Source organism: Rhizorhabdus sp. GW822-FHT03C02, from assembly GCF_058801765.1.
In genome coordinates, this window is sequence record NZ_JBXANN010000001.1 from 1,371,802 (window position 1) to 1,398,077 (window position 26,276).

The 26,276-nt window shown below is 66.2% G+C and carries 23 protein-coding genes and 1 tRNA gene; 20 read left to right on the forward strand and 4 right to left on the reverse strand.

Going from position 1 to position 26,276, the window contains the following annotated elements:
* Positions 1–37 precede the first annotated feature (37 nt).
* Positions 38–685 carry a carbonic anhydrase gene (locus AC1RM6_RS06260; RefSeq protein WP_493099149.1) on the reverse strand — a complete coding sequence of 216 codons (648 nt, stop codon included), beginning with the start codon at positions 683–685 and terminating at the stop codon, positions 38–40.
* A gap of 101 nt (positions 686–786) precedes the next feature.
* On the opposite strand from AC1RM6_RS06260, the gene lipA reads away from it, so the two are divergent.
* Both lipA and AC1RM6_RS06270 read left to right on the forward strand, forming a co-directional pair.
* On the forward strand, positions 787–1,740 hold the full coding sequence (gene lipA, locus AC1RM6_RS06265; RefSeq protein WP_493099151.1) for a lipoyl synthase: 954 nt from the start codon (positions 787–789) through the stop codon (positions 1,738–1,740).
* Position 1,741: 1 nt separating this feature from the next.
* On the forward strand, positions 1,742–2,227 hold the full coding sequence (locus tag AC1RM6_RS06270; RefSeq protein WP_493099153.1) for a type II toxin-antitoxin system RatA family toxin: 486 nt from the start codon (positions 1,742–1,744) through the stop codon (positions 2,225–2,227).
* Here the strand turns inward: AC1RM6_RS06270 and AC1RM6_RS06275 are convergent.
* Together AC1RM6_RS06275 and AC1RM6_RS06280 are read right to left on the reverse strand one after the other, a co-directional pair.
* Positions 2,164–2,700 (reverse strand): CinA family protein, encoded by a 537-nt coding sequence (locus AC1RM6_RS06275; protein WP_493099155.1) that lies wholly within the window; start codon positions 2,698–2,700, stop codon positions 2,164–2,166. The genes AC1RM6_RS06270 and AC1RM6_RS06275 overlap by 64 nt on opposite strands.
* A 75-nt stretch (positions 2,701–2,775) precedes the next feature.
* Positions 2,776–3,924 (reverse strand): bifunctional 2-C-methyl-D-erythritol 4-phosphate cytidylyltransferase/2-C-methyl-D-erythritol 2,4-cyclodiphosphate synthase, encoded by a 1,149-nt coding sequence (locus tag AC1RM6_RS06280; protein WP_493099157.1) that lies wholly within the window; start codon positions 3,922–3,924, stop codon positions 2,776–2,778.
* 161 nt (positions 3,925–4,085) lie between these two features.
* Between AC1RM6_RS06280 and dusB the strand changes: the two genes are divergently transcribed.
* The 7 genes from dusB to hflX all read left to right on the forward strand — a co-directional run bounded on the left by dusB (position 4,086) and on the right by hflX (position 13,327).
* Positions 4,086–5,087: a tRNA dihydrouridine synthase DusB gene (dusB, locus tag AC1RM6_RS06285; RefSeq protein ID WP_493099159.1), complete on the forward strand. Its 1,002-nt coding sequence runs from the start codon at positions 4,086–4,088 to the stop codon at positions 5,085–5,087.
* Positions 5,063–6,181, forward strand: coding sequence for a two-component system sensor histidine kinase NtrB (locus AC1RM6_RS06290; RefSeq protein ID WP_493099161.1), 1,119 nt, complete (start codon positions 5,063–5,065; stop codon positions 6,179–6,181). Before dusB ends, AC1RM6_RS06290 begins: the two co-directional genes overlap by 25 nt.
* Positions 6,178–7,653, forward strand: coding sequence for a nitrogen regulation protein NR(I) (gene ntrC, locus AC1RM6_RS06295; RefSeq protein ID WP_493099163.1), 1,476 nt, complete (start codon positions 6,178–6,180; stop codon positions 7,651–7,653). The genes AC1RM6_RS06290 and ntrC overlap by 4 nt, the downstream gene beginning before the upstream one ends.
* Positions 7,654–7,759: 106 nt before the next feature.
* Complete coding sequence (locus tag AC1RM6_RS06300) at positions 7,760–9,988, forward strand: sensor histidine kinase (RefSeq protein WP_493099165.1); 2,229 nt, start codon at positions 7,760–7,762, stop codon at positions 9,986–9,988.
* Position 9,989: 1 nt separating this feature from the next.
* Positions 9,990–11,381 carry a nitrogen assimilation response regulator NtrX gene (gene ntrX, locus AC1RM6_RS06305; RefSeq protein ID WP_493099167.1) on the forward strand — a complete coding sequence of 464 codons (1,392 nt, stop codon included), beginning with the start codon at positions 9,990–9,992 and terminating at the stop codon, positions 11,379–11,381.
* Between the two features lie 144 nt (positions 11,382–11,525).
* Positions 11,526–12,008 (forward strand): RNA chaperone Hfq, encoded by a 483-nt coding sequence (gene hfq / locus AC1RM6_RS06310; protein ID WP_493099169.1) that lies wholly within the window; start codon positions 11,526–11,528, stop codon positions 12,006–12,008.
* Positions 12,005–13,327 carry a GTPase HflX gene (hflX, locus tag AC1RM6_RS06315; RefSeq protein ID WP_493099171.1) on the forward strand — a complete coding sequence of 441 codons (1,323 nt, stop codon included), beginning with the start codon at positions 12,005–12,007 and terminating at the stop codon, positions 13,325–13,327. The genes hfq and hflX overlap by 4 nt, the downstream gene beginning before the upstream one ends.
* 151 nt (positions 13,328–13,478) lie before the next feature.
* Here the strand turns inward: hflX and mazG are convergent, their stop codons facing one another.
* Positions 13,479–14,213, reverse strand: coding sequence for a nucleoside triphosphate pyrophosphohydrolase (gene mazG / locus AC1RM6_RS06320; RefSeq protein ID WP_493099173.1), 735 nt, complete (start codon positions 14,211–14,213; stop codon positions 13,479–13,481).
* A 249-nt stretch (positions 14,214–14,462) separates the two neighbouring features.
* Here mazG and AC1RM6_RS06325 point away from each other — a divergent pair, with 249 nt between their 5' ends.
* The 11 genes from AC1RM6_RS06325 to AC1RM6_RS06375 all read left to right on the forward strand — a co-directional run bounded on the left by AC1RM6_RS06325 (position 14,463) and on the right by AC1RM6_RS06375 (position 26,274).
* Positions 14,463–16,010: a hypothetical protein gene (locus AC1RM6_RS06325; protein WP_493099175.1), complete on the forward strand. Its 1,548-nt coding sequence runs from the start codon at positions 14,463–14,465 to the stop codon at positions 16,008–16,010.
* A 9-nt stretch (positions 16,011–16,019) separates the two neighbouring features.
* Positions 16,020–16,952 (forward strand): glycosyltransferase family 2 protein, encoded by a 933-nt coding sequence (locus AC1RM6_RS06330; RefSeq protein ID WP_493099176.1) that lies wholly within the window; start codon positions 16,020–16,022, stop codon positions 16,950–16,952.
* Between the two features lie 90 nt (positions 16,953–17,042).
* Positions 17,043–17,273, forward strand: coding sequence for a 50S ribosomal protein L31 (rpmE, locus tag AC1RM6_RS06335; protein ID WP_493099178.1), 231 nt, complete (start codon positions 17,043–17,045; stop codon positions 17,271–17,273).
* An 89-nt stretch (positions 17,274–17,362) separates the two neighbouring features.
* Complete coding sequence (locus AC1RM6_RS06340; RefSeq protein ID WP_493099180.1) at positions 17,363–17,725, forward strand: VanZ family protein; 363 nt, start codon at positions 17,363–17,365, stop codon at positions 17,723–17,725.
* 507 nt (positions 17,726–18,232) lie between these two features.
* Complete coding sequence (locus tag AC1RM6_RS06345; protein WP_493099182.1) at positions 18,233–20,851, forward strand: TonB-dependent receptor plug domain-containing protein; 2,619 nt, start codon at positions 18,233–18,235, stop codon at positions 20,849–20,851.
* Positions 20,852–21,002: 151 nt separating this feature from the next.
* Positions 21,003–21,092: transfer RNA gene (locus AC1RM6_RS06350), tRNA-Ser, on the forward strand.
* A gap of 58 nt (positions 21,093–21,150) precedes the next feature.
* The gene (locus tag AC1RM6_RS06355) at positions 21,151–21,957 is read left to right on the forward strand and encodes a class I SAM-dependent methyltransferase (protein ID WP_493099184.1); all 807 of its coding nucleotides are present in this window, start codon (positions 21,151–21,153) and stop codon (positions 21,955–21,957) included.
* 125 nt (positions 21,958–22,082) lie between these two features.
* Positions 22,083–23,192 (forward strand): lytic murein transglycosylase, encoded by a 1,110-nt coding sequence (locus tag AC1RM6_RS06360; RefSeq protein WP_493099560.1) that lies wholly within the window; start codon positions 22,083–22,085, stop codon positions 23,190–23,192.
* Positions 23,176–24,108, forward strand: a complete 933-nt coding sequence (locus AC1RM6_RS06365) for a septal ring lytic transglycosylase RlpA family protein (protein WP_493099186.1) — start codon at positions 23,176–23,178, stop codon at positions 24,106–24,108. The genes AC1RM6_RS06360 and AC1RM6_RS06365 overlap by 17 nt, the downstream gene beginning before the upstream one ends.
* Positions 24,105–25,280, forward strand: coding sequence for a D-alanyl-D-alanine carboxypeptidase family protein (locus AC1RM6_RS06370; protein WP_493099188.1), 1,176 nt, complete (start codon positions 24,105–24,107; stop codon positions 25,278–25,280). The genes AC1RM6_RS06365 and AC1RM6_RS06370 overlap by 4 nt, the downstream gene beginning before the upstream one ends.
* Before the next feature lie 7 nt (positions 25,281–25,287).
* Positions 25,288–26,274, forward strand: a complete 987-nt coding sequence (locus AC1RM6_RS06375) for a DNA polymerase III delta subunit-related protein (RefSeq protein WP_493099190.1) — start codon at positions 25,288–25,290, stop codon at positions 26,272–26,274.
* Positions 26,275–26,276: the final 2 nt, after the last annotated feature.

The window sequence follows — 26,276 nt, forward strand, 5'->3', positions numbered from 1 at the left end:
CCGGGGGCCTATCGCCGTTCCCGTTCCTCGATGTGGTTCAGGCCGGGCTGAACTCGCCGGTCGCCTCGTCGAGCAGATGGAGCACGCCATCGGCGATCGCGAAATAGGCGCCGTGGATGCGCAGCTTGCCCTTGCCCTCGCGGATCGGGACGCAGGGGAAGGTCCGCAGATTGGCGATCGACACCTTGACCGTCTCAAGTTCGAGCGCGCGAACCGCTTCGGGGCCTTCGCCATGTTCGGCGATCACCTTGGCGCGCGCTTCATCGAGCAGGGTGATCCAGTCGGCGATGAAGCCGCCCCGGCCCTTGGGGGCATGTTCGAAGCGCTGGGTCAGCGCCGCGTTGCAGCCGCCACAGGCCTGGTGGCCGAGCACGACGATCTCGGGCACCTCGAGCTGGGTCACCGCGAATTCGAGCGCCGCCGATACGCCGTGCAGGCCCGGCGATTCCTCGAACGGGGGCACCAGATTGGCGACGTTGCGCACGACGAACATCTCGCCCGGCGAGGTATCGAAGATCTGGGTCGGGTCGACCCGGCTGTCCGAACAGGCGATCACCATCACCTTGGGGCTCTGCCCATCGGCGAGTTCGGCCCAGCGCGCGCGCTGCCGCTGCCAGCCGCCGGTCTTGAAGCGGTGGTAACCGGAGATCAGTCCGGCAAAATCGGTCCCGGCAAGCTCGCTCATCGGTCGGATCGCTCCTTTGGGTCGTCGTGGCACTTAAGGCGATCGGTTAGGCGCACATCCTGGCACTGGCAAGTGGCGCCGGCTTGTCCTATCTGGCGGGCATGAGCGAAGCAGATCCAGCCCCCATCGTCCCCGCCGGCATCCCGGCGGTCAAGCAACGCAAGCCCGACTGGATAAGGGTCAAGGCGCCGATCGGCGCCGCGTTCAACGAGACGAAGACTCTTATGCGTCGCCTGAACCTCGCCACGGTGTGCGAGGAGGCGGCCTGTCCGAACATCGGCGAATGCTGGACCAAGAAACACGCCACGGTGATGATCCTGGGCGATGTCTGCACCCGCGCCTGCGCCTTTTGCAACGTCAAGACCGGCATGCCGAAGATGGTCGATGCCAGCGAACCCCAGCATGTCGCCGATGCCGCCGCCGAACTGGGTCTCGAACATATCGTCGTGACCTCGGTCGACCGCGACGACCTGCCCGATGGCGGCGCCAAGCAGTTCGTCAAGGTGATCGAGGCGCTCCGCCGCACCACCCCGACGACGACGATCGAGATCCTGACCCCCGATTTCCGCAACAAGGCCGACAGCGCGATCGAGATGATCGTCGCGGCGCGGCCCGACGTCTACAACCATAATCTGGAAACGGTACCGCGGCTCTATCCGACGATTCGGCCGGGTGCGCGCTATTATGCGTCGCTGCGGCTGCTCGAAAGCGTCAAGCGGCTCGATCCGACGATCTTTACCAAGTCGGGGATCATGGTCGGGCTCGGCGAGGAGCGGCTCGAGGTCCATCAGGTGATGGACGACATGCGCAGCGCCAACATCGATTTCCTGACGATGGGCCAATATCTCCAGCCGACCCCCAAACATGCCAAGGTCGCCGAGTTCGTGCCCCCCAAGAGCTTCGAGGCTTATGGCGCGATCGCCCGGGCCAAGGGTTTCCTGCTGGTCGCGGCGACCCCGCTGACCCGTTCGAGCTATCATGCCGGCGCGGATTTCGCGAAACTGCGCGATGCGCGCAACGCCCAGCTCGCCAGGGCCGCCGCCGCGACCGCCTGACATGCCCCGGCACAGCGAGACCCGGGCATTGCCCTATAGCCCCGAGCAGATGTTCGATCTGGTCGCGGATGTTTCGTCCTATGCGCAGTTCCTGCCCTGGGTGTCGGCGGTGCGGATCACCTCGGACAGCGAAACCGAGATGACCGCCGACCTGATGGTCGGGTTCAAGGCGCTGCGCGAGAAATTCACCTCGCGGGTGGCCAAGCAGCGGCCGTCGAGCATCCATGTCGACTATGTCGACGGGCCGCTTAAATATCTGCGCAACGACTGGAGCTTCCGGCCCGACGGCAAGGGCGGCACGCTGGTCGATTTCGCGATCGACTTCGAATTCAAGTCGCGGCTGTTCGAGATGGTCGCGGGCCAGGTGTTCGCCCAGGCGCTGCGGATGATGATCGGCGCGTTCGAGGAACGCGCCCGCAAGCTCTACGCGTCCTCGGCCACCGATGCGCCCGGCATCAGCAGTTCGAGCGCGCACAGCGCCGCCTGAAGTCTGATCCCGCCACGGCCGAGATCGCCGAAATGGCGTTTGTCGGCGACGATATCCTCGGGCTCGGCACCCTTGCGGGCGACCGCGAACACCACCGTGCCGACCGGCTTCTTCTCGGTGCCGCCGCCGGGGCCGGCGACGCCGGTGATCGCCACCGCGACATCGGCGCCGCTGCGCTCGAGCGCACCGCGCGCCATCGCCCAGGCGACCGCGATCGAGACCGCGCCGAACGTGTCGATCAGGTCGGCGGAAACCCCGACCAGCCGGGTCTTGGCGTCGTTCGAATAGGTGACGAACGCCGCGTCGAGCACGTCCGACGATCCGGGAATCTCGGTCAGCGCGGCCGATACCAGCCCGCCGGTGCAGCTTTCGGCGACCGCGACCCGCAGCCCGGCGGCGCGGTTGGCATCGATCACCTGGCGTGCCGCCGCGACGAGCTCGGCGGGAAGGGCGGTCTCACTATGATCGGGCATCGATGCCTGGTCCCATATGATCCGACGGCGCGATAGCCGAACGACGTTACCGCCTTCGCGGCTGCAGCGATAAAGTCAACCGGCGCGCGGCACGCGAACGGTTGCGGCGGCCTGCGCGGCGATGCCTTCGCTGCGTCCGGTGAAGCCCAGCCGCTCGGTGGTGGTCGCCTTGACGCTCACCTGGGCCGGCGCGAGGCCGAGCAGTTCGGCGATTCGGGCGCGAATCGCGTCGCGGTGGCGACCGACCTTGGGCGCCTCGCAGATGATCGTCAGGTCGACATGGTCGATGATTCCGCCTGCCTGCTCGACCAGATAGCGGGCATGTTCGACGAACATCGACGAGGCGGCCCCCTTCCATTGCGGGTCGCTCGGCGGAAAATGGCTGCCGATATCGCCGGCCGAAATCGTCCCGAGCAGCGCATCGACCAGTGCGTGGAGCGCGACATCGGCGTCGCTGTGACCGGCGAGGCCCTGATCGTGTGCGATCGGCACCCCGCCGAGCCAGACGCGATCGCCCTCGGCAAAGGCATGGACGTCGAATCCGGTCGCGGTGCGGCTGATCATCCGGGCCTCCAGGGCGTTATCGGCGGCCGCGAAGTCGGCGGCATGGGTGAGCTTGTCGAGCGAGGCCGCGCCGGCGACGATCGCGACCCCGAGCCCGGCGGCGCGAGCGACCTGGGCGTCGTCGGTGGCTTCGCTACCCGAATCCCAGCCGAGATGGGCGGCGAGGATCGCCTCGCGGGCAAAGACCTGGGGAGTCTGGATCCGGAAAAGCCCGTCGCGCGCGACGGGCGTGCCGTCGGCACGGGTCAGCGTGTCGGCGACCGGTAATCCCGGCACCGCGCCGTCATGGCCGTCGAGCGCGGCCAGCAGCCGGTCGATCACTGCGGGCGGCAGGAAGGGGCGGGCGGCGTCGTGGATCAGCACGATATCGGCGTCGACTGCCTGCAGGCCGGCGATCACCGATTCGCGCCGTGTCGCGCCGCCGATCAGCGGCGGCGGCAGGTCGCGCGCGCCGACCGCATCGGCATAGAGCGCCTGCTGGCCGGCGCCGATCACCACCTGGATCCGGTCGATCGCGGGATGGGCGGCGAGCGCGTCGATCGCATGGGCCAGCACCGGCCGACCGCCGACCGCGACATATTGCTTGGGGATGGCCTGGCCCGATCGGGTGCCGGTGCCGGCGGCGACGATCAGCGCGGCGATGCTTCGGTTGCGGTGCATCGGCTTCGGTTAGAGCATTCTCAAGTCAGGTGGAATCACCTGACGACCCGGAGAATGCGGAAAACGAAGAAAATCTGGAGCGGGAGCGATTTCGTCGAGAGCTTGCCCGCCGGTGGCTTTGCGGTTAAGAGGGTGCCGCTTTTTTAGGCAATTTGGCTTTCATGACACCCCGGCTCAAACCCATCGAGATCGGTCCGGTCCGGATCGAGACGCCCGTGATTCTCGCCCCCATGACGGGGGTGAGCGACCTGCCGTTCCGCAAGGTCGTGCGACGCTATGGATCGGGGCTCAACGTCACCGAGATGATCGCCAGCCAGGCGGCGATCCGCGAGACCCGTCAGTCGGTCCAGAAGGCGATGTGGGACGCGATCGAGGAGCCGGTGTCGATGCAGCTGGTCGGCTGCACCCCGCATGAAATGGGCGAGGCGGCCAAGCTGGTCGCCGATCGCGGCGCGGCGATCGTCGACATCAACATGGGCTGCCCGGTGCGCAAGGTCGTCAACGGCGATGCCGGGTCGGCATTGATGCGCACCCCCGAGCTTGCGGTCGCGATCATCAAGGCGACGGTCGAGGCGGTCGACGTTCCGGTCACGCTCAAGATGCGGATGGGCTGGGACCATGCCAGCCTCAACGCCCCCGAGCTGGCGCGCATCGCCCAGGATATCGGCGTGCAGATGATCACCGTCCATGGCCGTACCCGCTGCCAGATGTACAAGGGCGAGGCCGACTGGGCGTTCGTCCGCAAGGTCAAGGATGCGGTGACGATCCCGGTCATCGTCAATGGCGACATCTGCACGATCGACGATGCGGTGACCGCACTCGACCAGTCGGGCGCCGACGGTCTGATGATCGGTCGCGGCTCCTATGGCCGGCCCTGGGTGCTCAACCAGGTGATGCGCTATCTGCAGACCGGCGAGCGGCTGCCAGATCCGTCGATCGACGAACAATATCGCGTGATCGCAGCGCATTATGACGCGATGCTCGAACATTATGGCGCCGAGACCGGGGTCAATATGGCCCGCAAGCATATCGGCTGGTACACCAAGGGCCTCCATGGTTCGGCCGATTTCCGGTTCAAGGTGAACCAGGAGCCCGATGCCCGGCGGGTGGTGGCGATGCTCGCAGAATTTTATAGTCCATGGCTCTCCCGGGCAGCGGCCTGATCCGTTTCGGGCGCCGCTCGGCCGCCGACCGGGCGGCCGAGCGGCCGTCGGCTGCCGACGTGCTCGCGGCGATGGCGACCGCGGTGCTGACGATCGATCCCGACGGCATGGTGATGGACATCAATGCCGCGTGCGAATCGCTGTTCAACATCAGCCGCAATCTGGTGATCGGCCGCGGGATCGAGGAGGCGATCGGCCATCCGCTGAACTCGATGCCGAACGACACCCCGTTCGCGGCCTATGATCTCGACATCGTCCTGCCCGGCCCGCGCCGGGTGAAGGTCGATCTGGCGATCGGCCCTGTCCCCGACCGGATCGGCTGGCGGATCGTCAGCGTCCACCACCATGCCCGCGGACCGTTCCTGTCGCGATCGAGCGAGCGCGAGAGCGGTACCCGGACCGCGGTCGCGGCGGCGGCAATGCTCGCGCACGAGATCAAGAATCCGCTGTCGGCGGTCCGCGGCGCCGCGCAACTGCTCGAACAGAGTTGCGACGAGGATTCGAAGGGGCTCACCCGGCTGATCCGCGAGGAGGTCGACCGCGTCGCCGCACTGATCGACCGGATGCAGGGCTTCACCGACACGCGGCCGATGGAGATGGAGCCGCAGAATATCCATGCGATCCTCGGCCACGCCCGCGACGTCGCCCTCGCCGGTTTCGCGGCGGGACGGACGATCCGCGAGGTCTACGATCCATCGTTGCCGGCGGTGCTCGGCCATCGCGACTCGCTGATCCAGATCCTCATCAATCTGCTCAAGAACGCCGCCGAGGCGATCGGCGACGGCCCCGGGGTGATCACGCTGACCACCGCCTATCGCCACGGCGTATCGATGCGGCGCGCCGGCGACGATTCGCGCCAGCCGCTGCCGATCGAGCTGTGCGTGATCGACGACGGTCCCGGCGCGTCGCGCGATATCGAGGGCCATTTGTTCGACCCGTTCGTCACCACCAAAAGGACGGGGAGTGGGCTCGGCCTCGCGCTCGTCGAGAAACTCGTATCCGATCAGGGAGGCATCATCGAATATGCGCGCGAAGGTCAACCGGAGCGGACCGTGTTCCGCCTGCTGCTGCCGCGTGCCCGGGTGACGGCATGAACGATAGCGCGATCGTCGCCGGCGGCGGGCGGGTGCTCGTCGTCGATGATGACGGCGCGATCCGCACCGTCGTGCGCGAGGCGCTGCGCCGCGCCGGCCATATCGTCGAGACCGCGGCCTCGGTCGCCGAGCAGCGCCGGCTGTTCGCCAGCTTCAATCCGCAGGTGCTGGTCACCGACGTGATGCTGCCCGACGGCAACGGCCTCGACATGATCCCCGAGATGCTCGCCGGCAATCCCGGGCTGCCGGTGATCGTGCTGTCGGCGCAGAACACCTTCACCACTGCACTGCGCGCCACCGAACAGGGGGCGTTCGACTATCTGCCCAAGCCGTTCGATCTGGGCGAACTGACCCGGGCGGTCGCCGACGCGCTCGCCACCCGCGCGGCGGCGGGGCAGGCGGGGCCGGTCGGCGACGCCGGCGAGGATTTGCCGCTGATCGGCCGTTCGCCGCCGATGCAGGAGGTCTATCGCACGATCGCCCGCGTCGTCGCCAATGACCTCACCGTGCTGGTGCTCGGCGAATCGGGCACCGGCAAGGAACTGGTCGCACGCGCGATCCATGATTTCGGCCCGCGCGCGGCGGCGCCGTTCGTCGCGGTCAACATGGCGGCGATCCCGCGCGAACTGATCGAGAGCGAATTGTTCGGGCATGAGCGCGGCGCCTTCACCGGCGCCCAGAGCCGCACCGCGGGGCGGTTCGAACAGGCGCAGGGCGGCACCCTGTTCCTCGACGAGATCGGCGACATGCCGATGGAGGCACAGACCCGGCTGCTGCGCGTCCTCCAGGCCGGCGAGTTCACCACCGTCGGCGGATCGCGTTCGATCCGCGCCGATGTCCGGATCATCGCCGCCACCCACAAGGATCTCCAGCGGCTGATCGCCGAAGGCGGCTTCCGCGAGGATCTCTATTATCGGCTGAACGTCGTGCCGATCCGGCTGCCGGCGCTGCGCCAGCGCGGCGACGATATCGGCGAACTGGCGCGCTTCTTCCTCGATCGCGCCGCGGCCGACGGGCTGCCGCGCAAGACGCTCGACGCCGGCGCGATCGACCGGCTGGTTCATTATGCCTGGCCGGGCAATGTCCGCGAACTCGAAAATCTGATGCGCCGCCTCGCCGCGCTCGCCCGCGAGGATGTGATCAGCGCCGCGCTGGTCGAGCAGCAGTTCGAATTGTCGGGGGGCAGCGGCGACCTGCCGTCGGCGACGATGGCCCATGCCGGCGGCCTCGCCGACGCGGTCGAGATGCATCTGGCGCGCTATTTCGCCACCTTCGGCCGCGATCTGCCCCCCGACGGACTCTACGACCGCATCCTGCAGGAGATCGAACGTCCGCTGATGCGGCTGAGCATGGCCGCCGCCAAGGGCAACCAACTGCGCGCCGCGCGACTGCTCGGCATCAACCGCAACACGTTGCGCAAGAAGCTGACCGAACTGGGGGTCGAGACCGGCATCGGGCGGCGTACCGACTGAACCGCGCGCCGGACCGTGCCGGCCGTGACGTGAAGCGCGATCCACTGTGCTTGTCGTGCAACAGCAATGTGGTATCAGTGCCACGATGACGGCGATGGCGCGGAGAATGTTACGATTGCGCAGGCGGCTTGCCGCCAGCCTGCCGCTTCGCCGCATCATTCCCTGGCTCGAGGTCGTGACCCCGCTGCTGGTCGTGGTGATCGCGATCAGCAGCTATTTGTTCATTACCGGCGCGGGCACCCCCGAGCGGCTGATGAACCCACCGACCGTGGCGCTGCTCCTCGTCGTCAACCTCGTCCCGCTGATGGGGCTGATGGTGCTGGTCGCGCAGCGGATCGCCCAGGGCCGCGCGGCGCGGTCCGAACTCGGCGGCAAGGCCCGGCTGCACGTCCGGCTGGTCGCTCTGTTCTCGGTGATCGCGACGGTGCCGACGCTGCTCGTGGTGATCTTCGCCTCGCTGCTGTTCCAGTTCGGCATCGAATTCTGGTTTTCGAACAATGCCCGGGTGGTGCTGGCGAGCGCCGAGCGCGTCGCCCAGGCCTATGTTACCGAGTCGAAGGACCGGCTGCGCGGCGAACTCGAGGCGATGTCGGGCGACACCCGCGAGGTGCTGACCAACACGACGATGGACGATCCGCGCTTCGCCCCGTTCTTCGCGCGCCAGATCGCCTATCGCAACCTGTCCGAGGCGGCGATCATCCAGGTCGATCGCGACGGATCGCTGCAGCTGATCGCGCTCGGCAATCTCGACAAGCGGCCGCTCGAAAAGCGGCTCCCGCTCGCCACGCTGCAGTTCATGCAGACCGGCAATTCGCTGATCACCGCCGAGGCCGGCGATCGGATCGAGGGGACGATCCTGCTCGACCGCGCCAGCCAGACCTATCTCTACGTGTCGCGGGCGTCGGACAAGGTCGTGCTCAACCAGGCGGCGCGCGCGCGTTCGGCGCTGAGCGACTATGTCAGCCTGCTCGACCGGTCCCGCGCGCTCCAGATCCGCTTCAACATCACCCTGATGATCGTCTCGCTGATGATTCTCGGCATCGCGATCTGGGTGGCGATGACGGTGGCCGACCGGCTGGTGCGGCCGGTCAACGATCTGGTCGCCGCCGCGCGCCGGGTCGCCGACGGCGATCTGTCGGCGCGGGTCCAGGCGGGGCAGGGGCAGGACGAGATCGGCTCGCTCGCCAGTGCCTTCAATCGGATGACCCGCAAGCTGGGCGAACAGACCGGCGCGCTGGTCTCGGCCAACAGCCAGCTTGAAAGCCGTCGCTCGTTCATCGAGGCGGTGCTGTCGGGGGTCACCGCGGGGATCGTCTCGGTCGACCAGAACCGGCGGGTGACGCTGGTCAACCCGTCGGCGATCACGATGCTCGACCTGCCCGAGGCGATCGAGGGCGTCGCGCTGGCCGACGTTTCGGCCGAGCTCGACCATATGCTCGCGGCCGGCGATCGCGAGGCGGTGCTCCAGCTCGTCGTCGCCGGCGAGCCCAAGACGCTGGCGGTGCGGGCGGTGGAGGACGAGGCCGGCCATATTCTGACCTTCGACGACATCACCCAGCAGCTTGCCGACCAGCGTCGCGCCGCCTGGGCCGATGTCGCCCGCCGCATCGCCCACGAGATCAAGAACCCGCTGACCCCGATCCAGCTCGCCGCCGAGCGTCTCCAGCGTCGCTATGGCAAGGAGGTCACCTCCGATCCGGCGGTGTTCGAGCGGCTGACCGCGACGATCGTCCGCCAGGTCGGCGACATGCGCCGGATCGTCGACGAATTCTCGTCCTTCGCCCGGATGCCGCGCCCCAATTTCGGCGAGGAGGCGATCGTCGATATCGGTCGCCAGGCGCTGTTCCTCCACGAGGTCGCGCATCCCGCGATCAGCTTCAGCCTCGAAGGCGATGTCGCGCAGATGATGGTCTGCGACCGCCGGCTGCTCGGCCAGGCGCTCACCAATCTTGTCAAGAATGCGGTCGAAGCCATTGAAGAAAATAAGGATCAGCATGCGCCGGGGGTGATCGCGATGAAGATCGCATCCGATGGCGGCCGGCTGCGGATCCTGCTCGCGGACAATGGCCCCGGCCTGCCGGCCGAGCGCGACCGGCTGACCGAGCCCTATATGACCACCCGGACCAAGGGCACCGGCCTGGGGCTCGCGATCGTTCGCAAGATCGTCGAGGATCATTTCGGAACGATCGCCTTCCGCGACCGTCCCGGCGGCGGCACGATGGTCGAACTCGACTTCAGCCTCACCACCCTGGCGGGCATCGCCCAGGGCGAAACCACCTACGACGAGGCGGATGAGCCGCGCTTGCCGGCACTGACCAGAAGCGGAAACGGATGATATGGCGCTTGAGATTCTGATCGTCGACGACGAGGCCGATATCCGCGAACTCGTGGCGGGCGTGCTCGAGGACGAAGGCTATGCCGCGCGCACCGCGGCCGACAGCGATGCGGCGCTCGCCGCGATCGCCGAACGCCGGCCATCGCTGGTGCTGCTCGATGTCTGGCTGCAGGGATCGAAGCTCGACGGGCTCGACCTGCTCGACGAGATCAAGCGCCGGGATTCCAGCCTGCCGGTGCTGATGATCTCGGGGCATGGCAATCTCGACACCGCGGTCACCGCGATCCGCCGCGGTGCGGTCGACTTCATCGAGAAGCCGTTCGAGGCCGAGCGGCTGCTGCTGCTGGTCGGCCGTGCGACCGAAACCGACCGGCTGCGCCGCGAAAATGCCAGCCTCAAGGCGCAGATCGGCCAGGAAGAGGAACTCACCGGCAATTCCGCGGCGATCAATGGCGTGCGCGCGACCCTCAAGCGCGTCGCTTCGACCGGCAGCCGGGTGCTGATCACCGGACCAGCCGGGGTCGGCAAGGAGGTCGCGGCACGGTTGCTCCATGCCTGGAGCCCGCGCGCGCAGGCGCCGTTCATCGTCGTCAGCGCGGCGCGGATGGAGCCCGAGCGGGTCGAGGAGGAATTGTTCGGAGTCGAGGATGGCGGCGGCGAGGTGCTGCGCCATGGCCTGCTCGAACAGGCGCATGGCGGGACATTGTTCCTCGACGAGATCGCCGACATGCCGGTGACCGCGCAGGCCAAGATATTGCGGGTGCTCACCGAACAGGCGTTCAACCGGGTCGGCGGGCAGCGGATCGTCAAGGTCGACGTCCGTGTCGTCTCGGCGACCGCGCGCAGCCTCACCGCCGAGATCGAGGCGGGGCGCTTCCGTGAGGATCTCTACTACCGGCTCAACGTCGTGCCGGTGCATATCCCGGCGCTCAACGAGCGGCGCGAGGACATTCCCGCGCTGGTCGACCATTATGTCGCGCGCTTCGCCTCCGAACGGCGGGTGGGGACGCCGCTGGTCACCGAGGACGCGGTTGGCGTCCTCCAGGCGTTCGACTGGCCGGGCAATGTCCGCCAGCTGCGCAACATCGTCGAGCGCACGATCATCCTGGCGCCGGGCGAACGGATCGGCCGGATCGAGATCGACATGCTCCCGCCCGAAATCCTCAACGATCAGGCGCGGCTGGCGCCGGGCGAGGCGGCACGGTCGATCATGGGCACCCCGCTGCGCGAAGCGCGCGAGACCTTCGAGCGCGAATATCTGCGTGTCCAGATCCGCCGCTTCTCGGGCAATATCTCGCGCACCGCGACATTCATCGGGATGGAACGCTCGGCGCTGCACCGCAAGCTCAAGACGCTCGGGCTGGTCGATCCGCGCGACGAAGAGGGCGAATGATTTATAGGATATGCTGCGACTGCGAGATGGACGCGCTGGACTTGCTACGCTAATATCCCCCGGTGCCCGCAATCGGCGGGTCACGCAAAACGCCATGCAACGGCGTCACAGCGGGCAATGATCCGCCAAGACCGGAGACCGGCAATGGCCGATAAGGTCAACAATCTTCAGGATATTTTCCTGAACTCGGTGCGCAAGACCAAGACCCCCGTCACCATGTTCCTGGTGAAGGGCGTCAAGCTCCAGGGGATCATCACCTGGTTCGACAATTTCTCGGTGCTGCTCCGCCGCGACGGCCAGTCGCAGCTGATCTACAAACATGCGATCTCGACGGTGATGCCCGCGCATCCGGTCGACCTGACCGACATCGACAAGAATTTCGAGGAGCGCAAATCGCATCTGCTCCAGGAAGTCTTCCTGTCGGCGGTGCGCAAGGCGCGCGAGCCGGTGACGATGTTCCTGGTCAATGGCGTGATGCTCCAGGGCGAAATCGCCGCCTACGACCTGTTCTGCATGTTGCTGCGGCGCGACGGCCTCAGCCAGCTCGTCTACAAGCATGCGATCTCGACAGTTCAGCCGGCTCACCCGCTGAACCTCGCCGAGGTCGATGATTCGGACGACGATTGAGCGTTTTCAACCGTGAGGACGACGATGGGCTGAGCCGCGGCGCGCGTGCGCTCGTGGCTCTTCCCGAACGCGCCGGCGACAGCCAGCGCAGCGCGGACTCGCGCCTCGACGAGGCCGCGGGCCTCGCCGCGGCGATCGGCGTCGAGGTCGTCGAGAAGCTCGCCTTCCGGCTGCGCGATCCCAAGCCCGCGACCCTGTTCGGGTCGGGACAGGTCGAACAGATCGCGCTCGCCGCGCGCCAGGCCGAGGCACATCTGATCATCGTCGATGGCGCGCTGTCGCCGATCCAGCAGCGCAATCTCGAAAAGGCGATCGATGCCAAGGTGATCGACCGCACCGGGCTGATCCTCGAGATTTTCGGCGAGCGTGCCGCGACCGCCGAAGGGCGGCTGCAGGTCGAACTCGCCCATCTCGACTATCAAGCGGGCCGGCTGGTGCGCAGTTGGACCCATCTCGAGCGCCAGCGCGGCGGCTTCGGCTTTCTCGGCGGTCCCGGCGAAACCCAGATCGAGGCCGACCGCCGGCTGATCCGCGACCGGATGGCGAAATTGCGCCGCGAGCTCGAACAGGTCCGCCGCACCCGCGGCCTCCACCGCGCCCGGCGCCAGCGCGCACCCTGGCCGGTGATCGCGCTGGTCGGCTATACCAATGCCGGCAAGTCGACCCTGTTCAACCGGATCACCGGGGCGACGGTGATGGCCGAGGATCTGTTGTTCGCGACGCTCGATCCGACGATGCGGCAGATTTCACTGCCCGGCATCGACAAGGCGATCCTGTCCGATACGGTGGGCTTCGTTTCCGATCTGCCGACCCAGCTCGTCGCCGCCTTCCGCGCGACCCTCGAGGAGGTGACCGGGGCGGACCTTATCGTCCATGTCCGCGACATCGCCCATCCCGACAGCGACGCCCAGGCCGCGGACGTGCTTGGCGTTCTCGGCGAAATCGGGGTCGGTCCCAAGGCACCGGAAAGCAAGGAGTCGGGCGAAGCCGGGGCGCCTATCCTCGAGGTCTGGAACAAGATCGACCTGCTCGATCCCGAGACCCGCGATGCCACCGAGGCCGAAGCCGCGCGGCGCGAGGATGTGGTCACGCTGTCCGCGCTGTCGGGCGAGGGGATGGACGCCTTTCGCCGCACCGTCTCCGACCGGCTGAGCGGCGGCAAGCGCGTCCGCACGCTGACCCTGGCGCTCGCCGACGGCGCGGGTGCTGCCTGGCTCCACCAGCATGGCGAGGTGCTGGGGCAGGAGGTCGATGGCGATCGGCTGGTGGTCGAGGTCCGGCTCGCCGACGAGGATCTCGCGCGCTTCGAATCGCGCTGAGCCGGGGCCCTTCGCCATTTACCACGCCGTCATGCTGAACTTGTTTCAGCATCCACTCTTCCACTCGGGAACGGCCCCTTGTCGCACGGTGGATGCTGAAACAAGTTCAGCATGACGGTATAAAATCAATATCTTGTAGCGATAATCTCGCTCATGTTCTCCGCTTTGCTTGGACCCACAACTCTTCCTTCGCGTCAAGGTCGAGCCCGGCAAACGCCTCGCCGGCGATCTCTTCCATCGCCCGGAAGCGGGTCTCGAACTTGGCATTGGCCTGGCGCAGTGCCGCTTCGGGATCGATGCCGAACTTGCGCGCCCAGTTGACCACCGCGAACAGCAGGTCGCCGATTTCCTCGGCCCGGTGATCGGGCGAAGTGGCGGTGTCGACCTCGAGGATTTCCTCCTCGACCTTGGCGCGCGCGCCGGTGGCGTCGGGCCAGTCGAAGCCGGTGCGCGCCGCGCGTTTCTGGAGCTTCTCGGCGCGCAGCAGCGCGGGCAGGGTGATCGCTACCCCGGCCAGCGCGCTGCGATCGGTTTCCTTCGCGCCACGCTCGACCGCCTTGATTTCCTCCCAGCCGGGGTTGGTCCCGTCGCCGAAGACATGCGGGTGGCGGCGGATCATTTTTTCCGAGATCGAATCGAGCACGTCGCCGAGCGCGAAGGCGCCGGCCTCCTCGGCGATGCGGGCATGGAACACCACCTGGAGCTGGAGATCGCCGAGTTCGTCGCGCAGCGCCGCCATGTCGTCGCGCTCGATCGCGTCGGCGACTTCATAGGCTTCCTCGATCGTATAGGGGGCGATCGTCCGGAAATCCTGCTGGACGTCCCAGGGACAGCCGGTTTCGGGGTCGCGCAGCCGCGCCATGATATCGCGCAGTCTTTCGATCATCGCCGCCGTGTCTCCTCATACCAGGTCTCGGTGAGCCTGACTCGCCGAGACCTGGTATCAGCCCGTGCGGCGCTTGAGCAAATCGATCGAGGATGCGTCAGCATCTTCGAGATCGCGTATCAGTCATCATCCCTGCCTAGTCCTCACCGGGAGGCCCATCAATCGCAGCTTGCTTTTGGACGCGGCAATATCGAAGGTGATCGCGCTGGGGGGCAGAATTTGTTGATATTGCGCGGGGTAATGAAAGGCGTGGCTCTGCCGAGTCCCTCCCAGGATCGTGAGCCGCTGCGCCGGGCGATCGATGTCGCCGCGCGTCTGTTGTTCCACCTCGCCTGTGTCGCGGCCTTGTGCTGGCCGGCGCTGCTCAACCGCCAGCCCTTCTATTTTCCCGACACGACCTCCTATGTCCGGGCGGCGGACAGCGCGGTCTATCTCTTCTCGGGCAAGACCGTCACGACGGTGTGGAGCGACCGTTATCGCCACAGCCTGCCGCAGCGGTCAGTCGCGGCAAGCGCGCCGGCGCCGGTCCGGCTCGGGGCCAATGGCAACGACATCAGCCATGGCAGCGTGATGGCGGGGCGATCGCCCTATTTCGGGATGCTGCTCTGGCTCAGCTATGTGCTCAGCAGCTTCTGGCTGTTCGTGCTCGCGCAGGCCGCGGTCGCCTATGCGCTGATCCGGATCGGCCTGCGGCTGTTCGGGATCGTCGCGCGGCCGGCGGTCGCGGCGGTGATCGGCGGGCTGTCGCTGCTCAGCACATTGCCTCTGGTGGTCGGGCTGCTGCTGCCCGATCTTCTCGCCGCGCTCGGACTGCTCGCGATGCTGATCCTGCTGATCGATCGCGGGCGGCTGAGCCGCGGCGAACGGCTGCTCGTCGTCGCGACGATGCTGGCATCGGTCGTTTCGCACCTCACCCATATCTTCATCCTGCTCGCGGTGGCGTTGGCCGGGCTCGCGCTTGCGATGCTCCATCGGCCGCGCTTCGCCCGGCTGATCCGGCCTTCGTTTGCGGGTCTGGTCGTCGTCGCGATCGGCATGGCGTCGGTTCTGGTCACCGACATCGTCGTCCAGCAGCAGTTCGGCAAGAAGCCGCTGCTGGTGCCGCTGCTGACCGCGCGTTTCATCGCCGACGGGCCGGGGGCGCGCTTCATTGCCGAGCATTGCCCGCAATCGGGCTTCGCGATCTGCGCCTATAAGGGGCGTCCGCCGGTCGATGCCACCAGCTTCCTGTGGTCACGCGATCCCAGGGTCGGGGTGTTCCTGATCGCCGATCCGGTCACCCGCGAACGGATATCCGAGCAGGACAAGGCGTTCGGCCTCGCGGTGCTCGGCGCCTATCCGCTCGACCAGTCGGCGGCGATCCTGCGCAACGGCGCCAGCCAGATCGCGCGGTTCGAGGTCGACCTGCTCAACGCCAATTGCTTCCGGCGCTTCGATTGCTGGGCGGCTTTGCCCGACCGCGAATATCGTCGGATGCAGGCGAGCATGGGCGGTCGCGGCCTGTGGCCCCAGATGCTGATGACGATCGTCTATTACGCCACCGTCTTCGCTGCGATCGCTGCGATCGGCCTGTGGGCGACGGCGCGGCGGCGATGGAGCGACCGCGATCGCGATCTCGCCTTGTGGATCGGGCTGCTCGCGACCGCGATGATCGTCAACGCGCTGCTCGGGGGCGGGATTTCCGAACCCCAGTCGCGCTACCAGGCGCGGTTGATCTGGCTGCTGCCCTTCTTCGGTGCGATCGCGCTGCTGGCGTGGCAGACGCGGCGGGATGACAGCGCCGGTCGGCGGGGCTAGAGCGGCGCCATGCAAGCTTCGATCGCGGTCATCCTTCCCTGCTATAATGAAGAGGCGGCGATCGCCGCCACCGTCGCAGGTTTTCGCGCGGCGCTCCCCGATGCGCGCATCTATGTGTTCGACAACAACAGCAGCGACCGCACGGTCGAGGTCGCGCGAGCGGCGGGCGCGATCGTCCGCACCGAGCGCATGCAGGGCAAGGGCAATGTCGTGCGCCGGATGTTCTCCGACGTCGAGGCCGACATCTATGTGATGGCCGACGGCGATGCGACCTATGACGCCGCCGCGGCGCCCGAGATGATCCGGATGATGCTCGACGAGCGGCTCGACATGGTCGTCGGCGCCCGCAAGTCGGAGGTCGAGGAAGCCTATCGGCGCGGCCATCGGCTCGGCAACCGGGTGCTGACCGGGCTGCTCGCCCAGCTGTTCGGCCGCAGCTTCTCCGACATATTGTCGGGATACCGGATATTCTCGCGGCGCTTCGTCAAGAGCTTCCCGGTGCTGTCGGCGGGTTTCGAGATCGAGACCGAGATCAGCGTCCACGCGCTCGAACTGCAGATGCCGGTCGGCGAGCTGGTCACCGCTTATGGCGCGCGGCCCGAGGGATCGACCTCGAAATTGTCGACCTATCGCGACGGCTGGCGGATCCTGCGGACGATCGGCACGCTGTTCCGGGTCGAAAAGCCGGTGCTGTTCTTCGGTGCGATCGGGCTGCTGCTCGCGCTGGCGGCGATCCTCCTCGCGATCCCGCTGGTCGTCACCTACGCCCAGACCGGGCTGGTGCCGCGCTTCCCGACCGCGATCCTGGTCACCGGCATGGTGATCCTGGCGGTGTTCAACCTGTTCTGCGGGCTGATCCTCGACACCGTCGTGCGCGGCCGGCGCGAAGTCCGCCGGCTCGCCTATCTCGGCTTTGCGGCCCCCGGCGACCCCGATCGCTGAAATGCTTGTTATTCCGAGGCGATGCCTGTACAGGCGCCGCTTCGCGTCCCCGGGCTGGTCGGAAACCAGCCATGATACCGGAGCCAGGTAATGAAAAAAGACATCCATCCCGACTATCACATGATCACCGTCCAGCTGACCGACGGCACCACCTACAAGACCCGTTCGACCTATGGTTCGGAAGGCGACACGCTGCAGCTCGATATCGATCCCTCGGTGCACCCGGCCTGGACCGGCGGCCGCGGCTCGATGCTCGACACGGCGGGCCAGGTGGCCAAGTTCAACAAGCGCTTCGGCGGGCTCTCGCTCACCAAGAAGTGATCGCATCGCCCTTGGCGATATGGGATGGCCGGGATTTCCCGGCCATTTTCATGTCTGCCCCCTATCGATGCTCCTGATCGGATCGGCCGATGACACGCTTCCGCCTTGCCAAGATCGCCCTGTTCTGGGCGGCGCTGCTCTTCTCCTATGGCGCCGCGATCATGCCGGGCGAGGAGGCGCCGAGCTTCCAGGCCGGCGACAAGACCGACCATATGCTCGCCTTCCTGACGCTGACCCTGCTCGCGCGCGCCGCCTGGCCCGCGCGGCGCTGGTGGACGACCGGGCTGTGGCTGTCGGCTTACGGTATCTGGATCGAGCTCAGCCAGGCGATGCCGTTCATCGGCCGCGACGCGAGCGTGTGGGACTGGATCGCCGACAGCGCGGCGATCCTGGTCGGCCTCATGGTTGCGGTGGTGCTGAAGCGGATGATGCCGCGGCTGTTCGAGAACTGAAGCTTCTCACCTAGAGCATGTCCTGATCAGATTGATCAGGACATGCTCTAGATTGTCTTTGTTTTCCGTATTTTCCGAGCCGTCAGCTGATTCCACCGGACTTGAAAATACTCTAGCCTGACTGGCCAAGGGCCAGATCGGCATGTCGTCTGCGCGAAATTTCGCACGCCCCTTGGCGGGTTTGCGATTGTCGAACGTCTTACTCTCGACAGGTCCAATTTTGCACGAACCGGATCACGGCAGTCTTGTCGTCTGGCGATAAGTAATAGATTTGCATGAAAATGCATTAAGCGCGTTGCCAGTACGTAACATTCGGTTAATCTAAATTCATAATGACGACCTGAGTGTGATTCGATTGTAAATATCGGATGCTAGGCGCTGATGTGCGAGAATTATACTTGTGCAAGTGTGATCTATTTTGGTGTCTGGTCGATATTTATTTTCGGTAATGGTTTTGTCAGCCGAGAGCGATGATCCTGAAGGATAATGATCTTTTAGGGGGCGCAAATGAGGAATGTCCGGATAGTTTCGCTGACGGCGATCGCGGTCGCCTGTCTCTCGGCAACGGCAGCGCTGGCGCAAAATGCACCTGCGGCGGCGGAAGAAGCCGACAATTCGACGATCATCGTCACGGGCACCCGAACGACGGGCATGAAGGCCGCCGACAGCCCGGCGCCGATCCAGTTGCTCGGTAACGATGCGCTGCAACGCACCGGCTCTCCCGATCTTCTCACCAGTCTCGCGCAGAATCTCCCTTCGATTCAGGCCCAATCCTTTGGCAGCGATCTCCAGGCGCATAATCTCCAATTGAAGCTGCGCGGTCTCAGCCCCAACCACACGCTGATCCTCGTCAATGGCAAGCGCCGGCACGGCACCGCCAACGTCTCGGTTGCCGGCGGGCCCTATGGCGGCAGTGCCGCACCCGATATCAGCTTCATCGTCCCGGACTCGATCGACCATGTCGAAGTTCTGCAGGACGGTGCCGCCGCGCAGTATGGCACCGATGCGATCGCCGGGGTGATCAACTTCATCCAGAAGAAGGCCGATCATGGCGGTACGTTCAACGTCACCGGTGGCCAATATTATGATCAGGGCGGCAAGACCTATGCCGTAGGCGGCAATATCGGCATCGCGCCGTTCGAGGGCGCCTATCTCAATCTGTCGGCGCAGAAGAAGCACAAGGGCTTCAGCTTCCGCGGCGACATCAATCCCCAGGCCGTGACCCTCTCGACGACCTATCCGGCGATCAAGAACCTGCCGGGCTATCCCTACACCAACCGGATCATCGGCGATCCCAAGATCGACCAGACCGTCGCGAATTTCGCCTCGGGCTATGAGTTCGGCGATTTCGAGCTTTATGGCTTCGGCAGCTATGGCCATAAGAAGGCCACCGCTTACGAGAATACCCGCCCGCCGACGACGGTGGTCAGCGCCGCGGGGGTGCCTTTCTATCCCGGCGGCTTCGCGCCGCAGGAGAGCATCGACGAAACCGATTATGCGTTCACCGGCGGTCTGAAAGGCAATGTGGGAGAGACCAGCTTCGACCTGGCTTCGACCTATGGCAAGGACTTCATCAAGGTCTATGTCCTGCAGTCTGCCAATGCCCAGCTTTATCGCGACACCGGCTTCACCCCGACGACCTTCCATGACGGCGATTTCTTCGCGACCCAGTGGAGCAATACGCTCGACCTTACCCATCAGTTCGACATCGGGCTCGCCGAGCCGCTGAACGTTGCCGGCGGCATTGAATTCCGCCACGAAAGCTATGGCATCAAGGCCGGCGATCCGGCGTCCTATTATGGTGGCGGCGCGCAGTCCTTCTTCGGCTACAGCCCCAATGACGCCGGCACCTACAAGCGCGACAACTTCTCGCAATATCTCGACGTCAGCCTGCGCCCGGTCGAGCATCTGCTGGTCGATGGCGCGGTGCGCCACGAGCATTATAGCGACTTCGGCGACACCACCGTGTTCAAGCTGACGAGCCGCTATGACTTCTCCGACGCGTTCGCACTGCGCGGCACCGTCAGCACGGGCTTCCGCGCGCCTACCCTGGCCGAAGGCGGCTATTCGGGGATCAATGTGGGCCCGAGTTCGGTCAGCGGCGTGCTGCCACCGGCCTCGGCTGCGGCAGGCGCGCTCGGTTTCGGTGGCCTCAAGCCGGAGAAATCGACCAACTTCAGCCTTGGCCTCGTGCTCAATCCGGCGCCGAACTTCACCATCACGCTCGATGCCTATCAGATCACGATCCGCAATCGCATCATGATCTCGTCCGGCTTCAATGGCTTCACCGGCAATCGTTGCCCCGCAGGCTATTCGGGGAGCAACGCCGGCGCCTGCCTTCCCTATAATGACGACCTCTACAAGATCTATAACCAGTTGGCGGTGCTCGGCGCCGTCAACGGCGCCCTTGGCGGAAACACCACCATTCGTTCGCTGGCGGAGGCGACCGCCATTCCGGGCTATGTGCTGTTCGATGGCACCAACCGTGCGACCGACGGCAGCGTCGCGGTGCAGAGCTTCGTCAACGGGGTGAAGATGCGGACCCGTGGGGTCGACCTGATGGCCACATACGCGGCCGATCTCGGCGGTATGGGCAAGCTCGACCTGACCTTCACCGGCAACTACAATGCGAACAAGGTGCTCGACATCAACGCACTGCCGTCGGCGCTCTACTCGAGCACGATCAATCCCGGCCTGACCTCGCTGATTGATACGGGCAGCGTCGTCGAACTCGAACATAGCACGCCGCGCTTCCGGGCGACGCTGAACGCACTGTGGAACTGGGGCAAGTTCAGCGTGAACGCGCGCGAAAGCTTCTATTCCGAGGTTTACGGCTTCGAAACCGCCCGCAGCGGTCCCGATGCCGGCAACCTGATCAAGGTCCCGGTGAAAAGTTCGTTCATCACCGATCTCGAGGTCGGATATCAGGTGGCCGAACCGATCAAGATCTCGTTGGGCGCGAACAACCTGTTCAACAAATATCCGACCGAGCGCTCGAAGGCGTTCATCCGCAACGCCGAACTGGCGAACAACGAGCGGGGATATTCGACGAGCAAATATCCGACCATCTCGCCCTTCGGCATCAATGGCGGCTATTATTACGCGCGCATCAATTTCAAGTTCTGACGGCTCGCGGGGCATCCGGGGCGACCTGATCGGTCCGGATGCCCGTTCGAAAACGAGCCGGCCAGCCATCATCACGCCGGGAGCGAACGAAGACCTCGGGCTTGCCTTGACCGGCTTCGCTCCGATAAGGGCTGCCTTCCGCCGGGGATGCGGAGAGGTGGCCGAGTGGTTTAAGGCAGCGGTCTTGAAAACCGCCGATGGTGCAAGCTATCCGTGGGTTCGAATCCCACCCTCTCCGCCACTGCCGCTCTCGAAATCCACCGATTGTCGTGGCGGCGGACACATGCGACATCGCGGGTGTGAGCAGATCCGACCAGCCACCCGGCCTTCCGCCGATCGATCCGGGATCGCCAGCGCAGAAGGTCTTCGAGGATGCGGCGCGGTCCGCTGGCCATGATCCGGCCGATCGCTGGGTCGGCGGCTATGCCGACTATGAATGGCGCCATCTGCGCAGGCTGCTTGAAGTCTATGCGATAAGCGTGTCGGGATGCGACATGTTCGAGCTCGGTTTCAATGTCGGTGGCTCGGCCGTGGTGCTGGCGGCACTTGGCGCGCGCGTGCAGGGTGCCGATATCGATCCGGCCATGCCGCCGATCGCCGCCGCCAATCTCGCGCGCTACGGTCTTGACGGCAGCGGGCTCCACCATGTCGCCGACACCCGCGCGCTGCCGTTCGAAGCGCAATCCTTCGACATCGTCCTCGCCAACAGCGTCCTTGAATATGTCGATGCGGCGCAGCTCGACGGGGTAATCGCCGAACTTCACCGGGTATTGCGGCCTGGCGGGCGCATGCTCATCTGTGGCACCGCGAGCCGGCTGTCGCCGCGCGAGGGCCATTCGGGGCGCTGGTTCGTCAATTACTGGCCGCGTGGTTTCGACCGCCTGACCGGTCGCGACGTGCAGCGCGGCCTGAGCCCGCTGAGTCTGGCCAAGGCATTGCGCGGTCGGTTTGAAGTCGTTGGGCAGGGCGGCTGGAAGCAGGCCCGGCGCGCGATCCACGGCCGGTTGTCGCCCGCCGCACGGCTCGTCTCCGCTGCCGGCAGACTGACCGGAATCGGTCCCGGCTGGATCGCGCCCTATATCGAACTGTCGCTGATCCGCCGGTGAAGTCTGCCGATGAAGCGTCACGACGTGCCGCCGCCGCGATCAATCCCCTTCGTTACGTGAGCGCGCTGTGGCAAGCAGACGGCAGGAACGAAGGGGACGACATGGTATCCGGTGTGCGTGGTTTGATGATGGGAAGCGCGATACTGCTCGCTATGGTGGGCCTGCCGGCTGCCGCTGCGCAGGAAACACCGGCGGCGACGGCCGAAGCCCCGGTCGAGAGCACCGACGATGCCGCGCGCCTGACCGACCAGGTGGCGCCGGTGGTGCCGGCGGAGGATCTCGCGATGCGCGCCTATCTCCAGACGCTGCGGCCGCGCGCGGTGTCGATGGGGATCGCCGGCAATCTGTTCGACAGCGTCGTCGGCGATCTGAGCTTCAATCCACGGGTGATCCGGCTCGATCGCGCCCAGCCCGGCGGCAATCCCACCGTCGCCAGCGCTTCGATGGCCGACTTCGCGCCTTATGCCGCGACCCATGTCGATGCGACCCGGATCAATATGGGCCGGTCGCGCTATGGTTCGTTGCGGCCGCTGCTGATCAAGATCGAGCAGCGCATGGGGGTGCCCGAGCAGATCATGCTCGCCATCTACGGCCATGAGACCGGCTATGGCACCTTCACCGGCAATTTCGACCTGCTGCGCTCGCTCGGCACGCTTGCTTATGAAGGGCGCCGCCGCGAGCTGTTCGCGGATGAATTCCTCAACACGCTGCTGCTGCTCCAGCGCGGCATTCCGCGCGGCACCCTCAAGGGCAGCTGGGCGGGGGCGAGCGGCTATCCGCAGTTCCTGCCCTCGGCCTATCTGCGGCTCGGCACCGACGGCAATGGTGATGGCCGGGTCGACATCTGGACCAGCGAGCCCGACGCGCTTGCCTCGATCGGCAATTATCTGCGCGATGCCGGTTGGAAACCCAATGTTCCCTGGGGGATCGCGGTGCGGGTGCCCGATGGCTTCGATCGCGCCGCGATCGCGCCGGTGATCGTGTCGCCGCGCTGCCCGCGGGTGTTCGCGCGCCAGAGCCGCTGGCTGACGATCGCCGAGTGGCGCCAGAAGGGGATGATGATGCTCGGCGCCCGCGTTCCCGCCGACGACGAACTGGCGGTGCTGATCGAACCCGACGGGCCGGGACGAACCGGCTATCTGCTGACCACCAATTACCGCTCGATCCTCGATTATAACTGCTCGAATTTCTATGCGCTGTCGGTGGGACTGCTTGCCGATGCGATCCTCAACTAGGGCCTTTGCCCTCCTGCTGACGCTGTTCCTCGCCGCCTGCGTCGGCCGCGAGGGGCCGCAGCGGCCGCGCCCGTCGGGCCAGCATCCGTCGCGACCCGAGCCGAACCGGCCGAAGCCGCGGCCTTCGGGGCCGGTGTCGGACAGCCCGGTCAAGGTCGGCAAGCCCTATCAGGTCGCGGGCATCTGGTATTATCCGTCCGACGAGGCCGGCTATGACGAGGTCGGGCTCGCCTCCTGGTATGGCGCGCAATTCCATGGCGGGCAGACCGCCAATGGCGAGCAGTTCGACATGGATCGGGTCGGCGCCGCCCACAAGACGCTGCCTTTGCCCTCCTATGTCGAGGTGACCGCGCTCGATACCGGGCGGACCGTGCTGGTGCGGATCAACGATCGCGGGCCGTTCGTCACCAACCGGATCATCGACCTGTCGAAACGCACCGCGACCTTGCTGGGGATCGAGCGTGCCGGCGTGTCGCGGGTGCGGGTGCGCCGGGTCTTCCCGTCGGATGCCGACCGGCTCGCGCTGCGCTCGGGCCGGCCCGCGTCCGAACGGCCTTATGCGAGCCGCAGCGAACTCGCCCAACTCGCCAATCGCTTTGCCAGCCGCACCCCCGATCGCCCGGCGCCGCCGCGGATCGCCGCCGCGGTGCCTGACACGGCGGTGCCGGTCGGCGGCTTCTTCATCCAGGTCGCGGCGGTGGCCGATCGTGCCCGCGCCGAGGATATCGCCGAGCTGCTCGCGGCACGGGTCGAGCCGGCCGGTTCGTTGTGGCGGGTGCGGATGGGACCTTATCGTAGCGAGACCGAAGCGACGACCGCGCTGGCGCAGGTGCGGACCCGCGGCTATCAGGATGCCAGGCTGGTACGCATCCCCAGCGCTTCTGATCGACCCTCGGAGGGGAACCCGACGCAATGACGCGTAAGACTATTGCCCTGTTTTCGGCGCTTGCCGCGCTCGCCATGCCCGTCGAGGCGGCGGCGCCACCATTCGACACGCCCGCGCCGACCGCCTTCATGAAGGATCTGTCGTCGGGCGCGATTCTCTATGCGAAAAATCCCGACCAGCGGATGCCGCCGGCGTCGATGGCCAAGATGATGACCGTCTATGTCGCCTTCGATCTGATCCGGAAGGGCGAGCTCAAGCTCGATTCGATGGCGACGGTGCGTCCCGAGACCTGGAAGCAATGGCATGGTCCGGCCGCCGGATCGACGATGTTCCTGTCGCCGGGCGAGCAGGTCAGCGTCGCCAATCTTCTGTTCGGCATCGTCACTCTGTCGGGCAACGACGCCTGCGTCGTGCTCGCCGAGCATATTTCGGGGACCGAACCCGCCTTTGTCGAGCTGATGAACCGGCGCGCCAAGGAGATCGGGCTCGCCAACAGCCATTTCGGCACCTCGAACGGCTGGCCCGACGGCGGCGTCACCTATGTCACCGCGCGCGACCTCGCGACGTTGGCCCAGCGCACGATCGAGGAGCATCCCAAGCTCTACAAGACCTTCTACAGCCGGCCCAGCTTCACCTGGGGCAAGACGCTGGGATCGGGCGCCGACATCACCCAGGCGAATCGCGATCCGTTGCTCGGCCGGGTCGCCGGCGCCGACGGGCTCAAGACCGGCCACACCGAGGAAGCCGGCTATGGCTTCACCGGATCGGCCGAGCAGAATGGCCGTCGGCTGATCATGGTGCTGTCGGGGCTGACCTCGTCTAACCAGCGGATCGACCAGTCGGTGTCGTTCATGAACTGGGGCTTCCGCGCCTGGCAGGCCAAGCCGCTGGTCAAGAAGGGCACCAAGGTCCAGACCGCCGAGGTCCAGCAGGGCGACACCACCGAGGTGGCGCTGGTCGCGCCGAAGGATCTGTCGGTGACGGTGCCCGCCGGGCTCGGCAGCGACCTCAAGACCAAGGTCGTCTACAACGGCCCGATCAAGGCGCCGTTCAAGGCCGGCGACCATATCGCCGATCTGGTCGTGACCGGTCCCAACATGGCGCCGCAGGCGCTGCCGCTGGTCGCGGCGGCCGATGTCGGTCCGGCCGGCTTCTTCGACCGGATCATCGCCGCGATCCGCCATATTTTCGGCCTATCCTGAGGCGGTCATGCGCCTGATCGGCCATGACGAGCAGACCGCCGCCTTTCGCGAGGCGGCGGACTCGGGCCGGCTCCACCATGCCTGGCTGCTGACCGGTCCGCAGGGCGTCGGCAAGGCGAGCTTCGCGATGCAGGCGGCGACCCGGCTGCTGTCCGACGCGGCCGGGCCTGCGGTGCATCTGCCCGGGCTCGACGTCCCCGACGATCATCCGATCGCCAAGTTCATCGCCCAGGGCAGCCATCCCGACATACGGGTGCTGACCCGGCTCGCGCGCGAGAAGACCGACGATCTGGCGCGGTCGATCAGCATCGACCAGGTGCGCTCGCTCCAGGGGCTGTTCTCGACCACGCCGAGCTTCTCGCCGCGGCGGGCGGTGATCATCGACGCGATCGACGATCTCGAACGCCCCGCCGCCAATGCGCTGCTCAAGAATCTCGAGGAACCGCCCGCCGGCACCACTTTCTTCCTGATCAGCCAGGCCCCGGGCCGGCTGCTGCCGACGATCCGGTCGCGCTGCCGGCAGTTGCGGTTCAACCGGCTCGACGACAGCCAGATGATGACCGCGCTCAACCGGCAGTTGCCCGACGAGCCCGCGGCCGAGATCGTCGCTTTGATCGGGGTCGGCCAGGGTTCGCCGGGCCGCGCATTGCGCTTCGCCGGGCTCGATGTCGCCGGGCTCGACGCGGCGATGGAGCGGCTGGTCGGGGAGGGGGATCCGACCAACGCGCTGCGATCGGCGCTGGCCAAGCAACTCGCGCTCAAGGCCGCGCAGCCGCGCTACGAGGCGTTTCTCGAGCGCGTGCCGGCGCGCATCGCGGTCGAGGCGAAACGTCGCCGCGGCGCGCCGATGCGCCAGGCGGTCGACCTGTGGGAACAGGCGCGCGCGATCGGCGAAAGCGCGGTCCAGCTCTCGCTCGACCAGCAGACCACCGTTTTCGAACTGGCATCGATGCTCGCGAGGCTTGCCCCGGAGGATCGCGGCGCTAAAGCCTGACT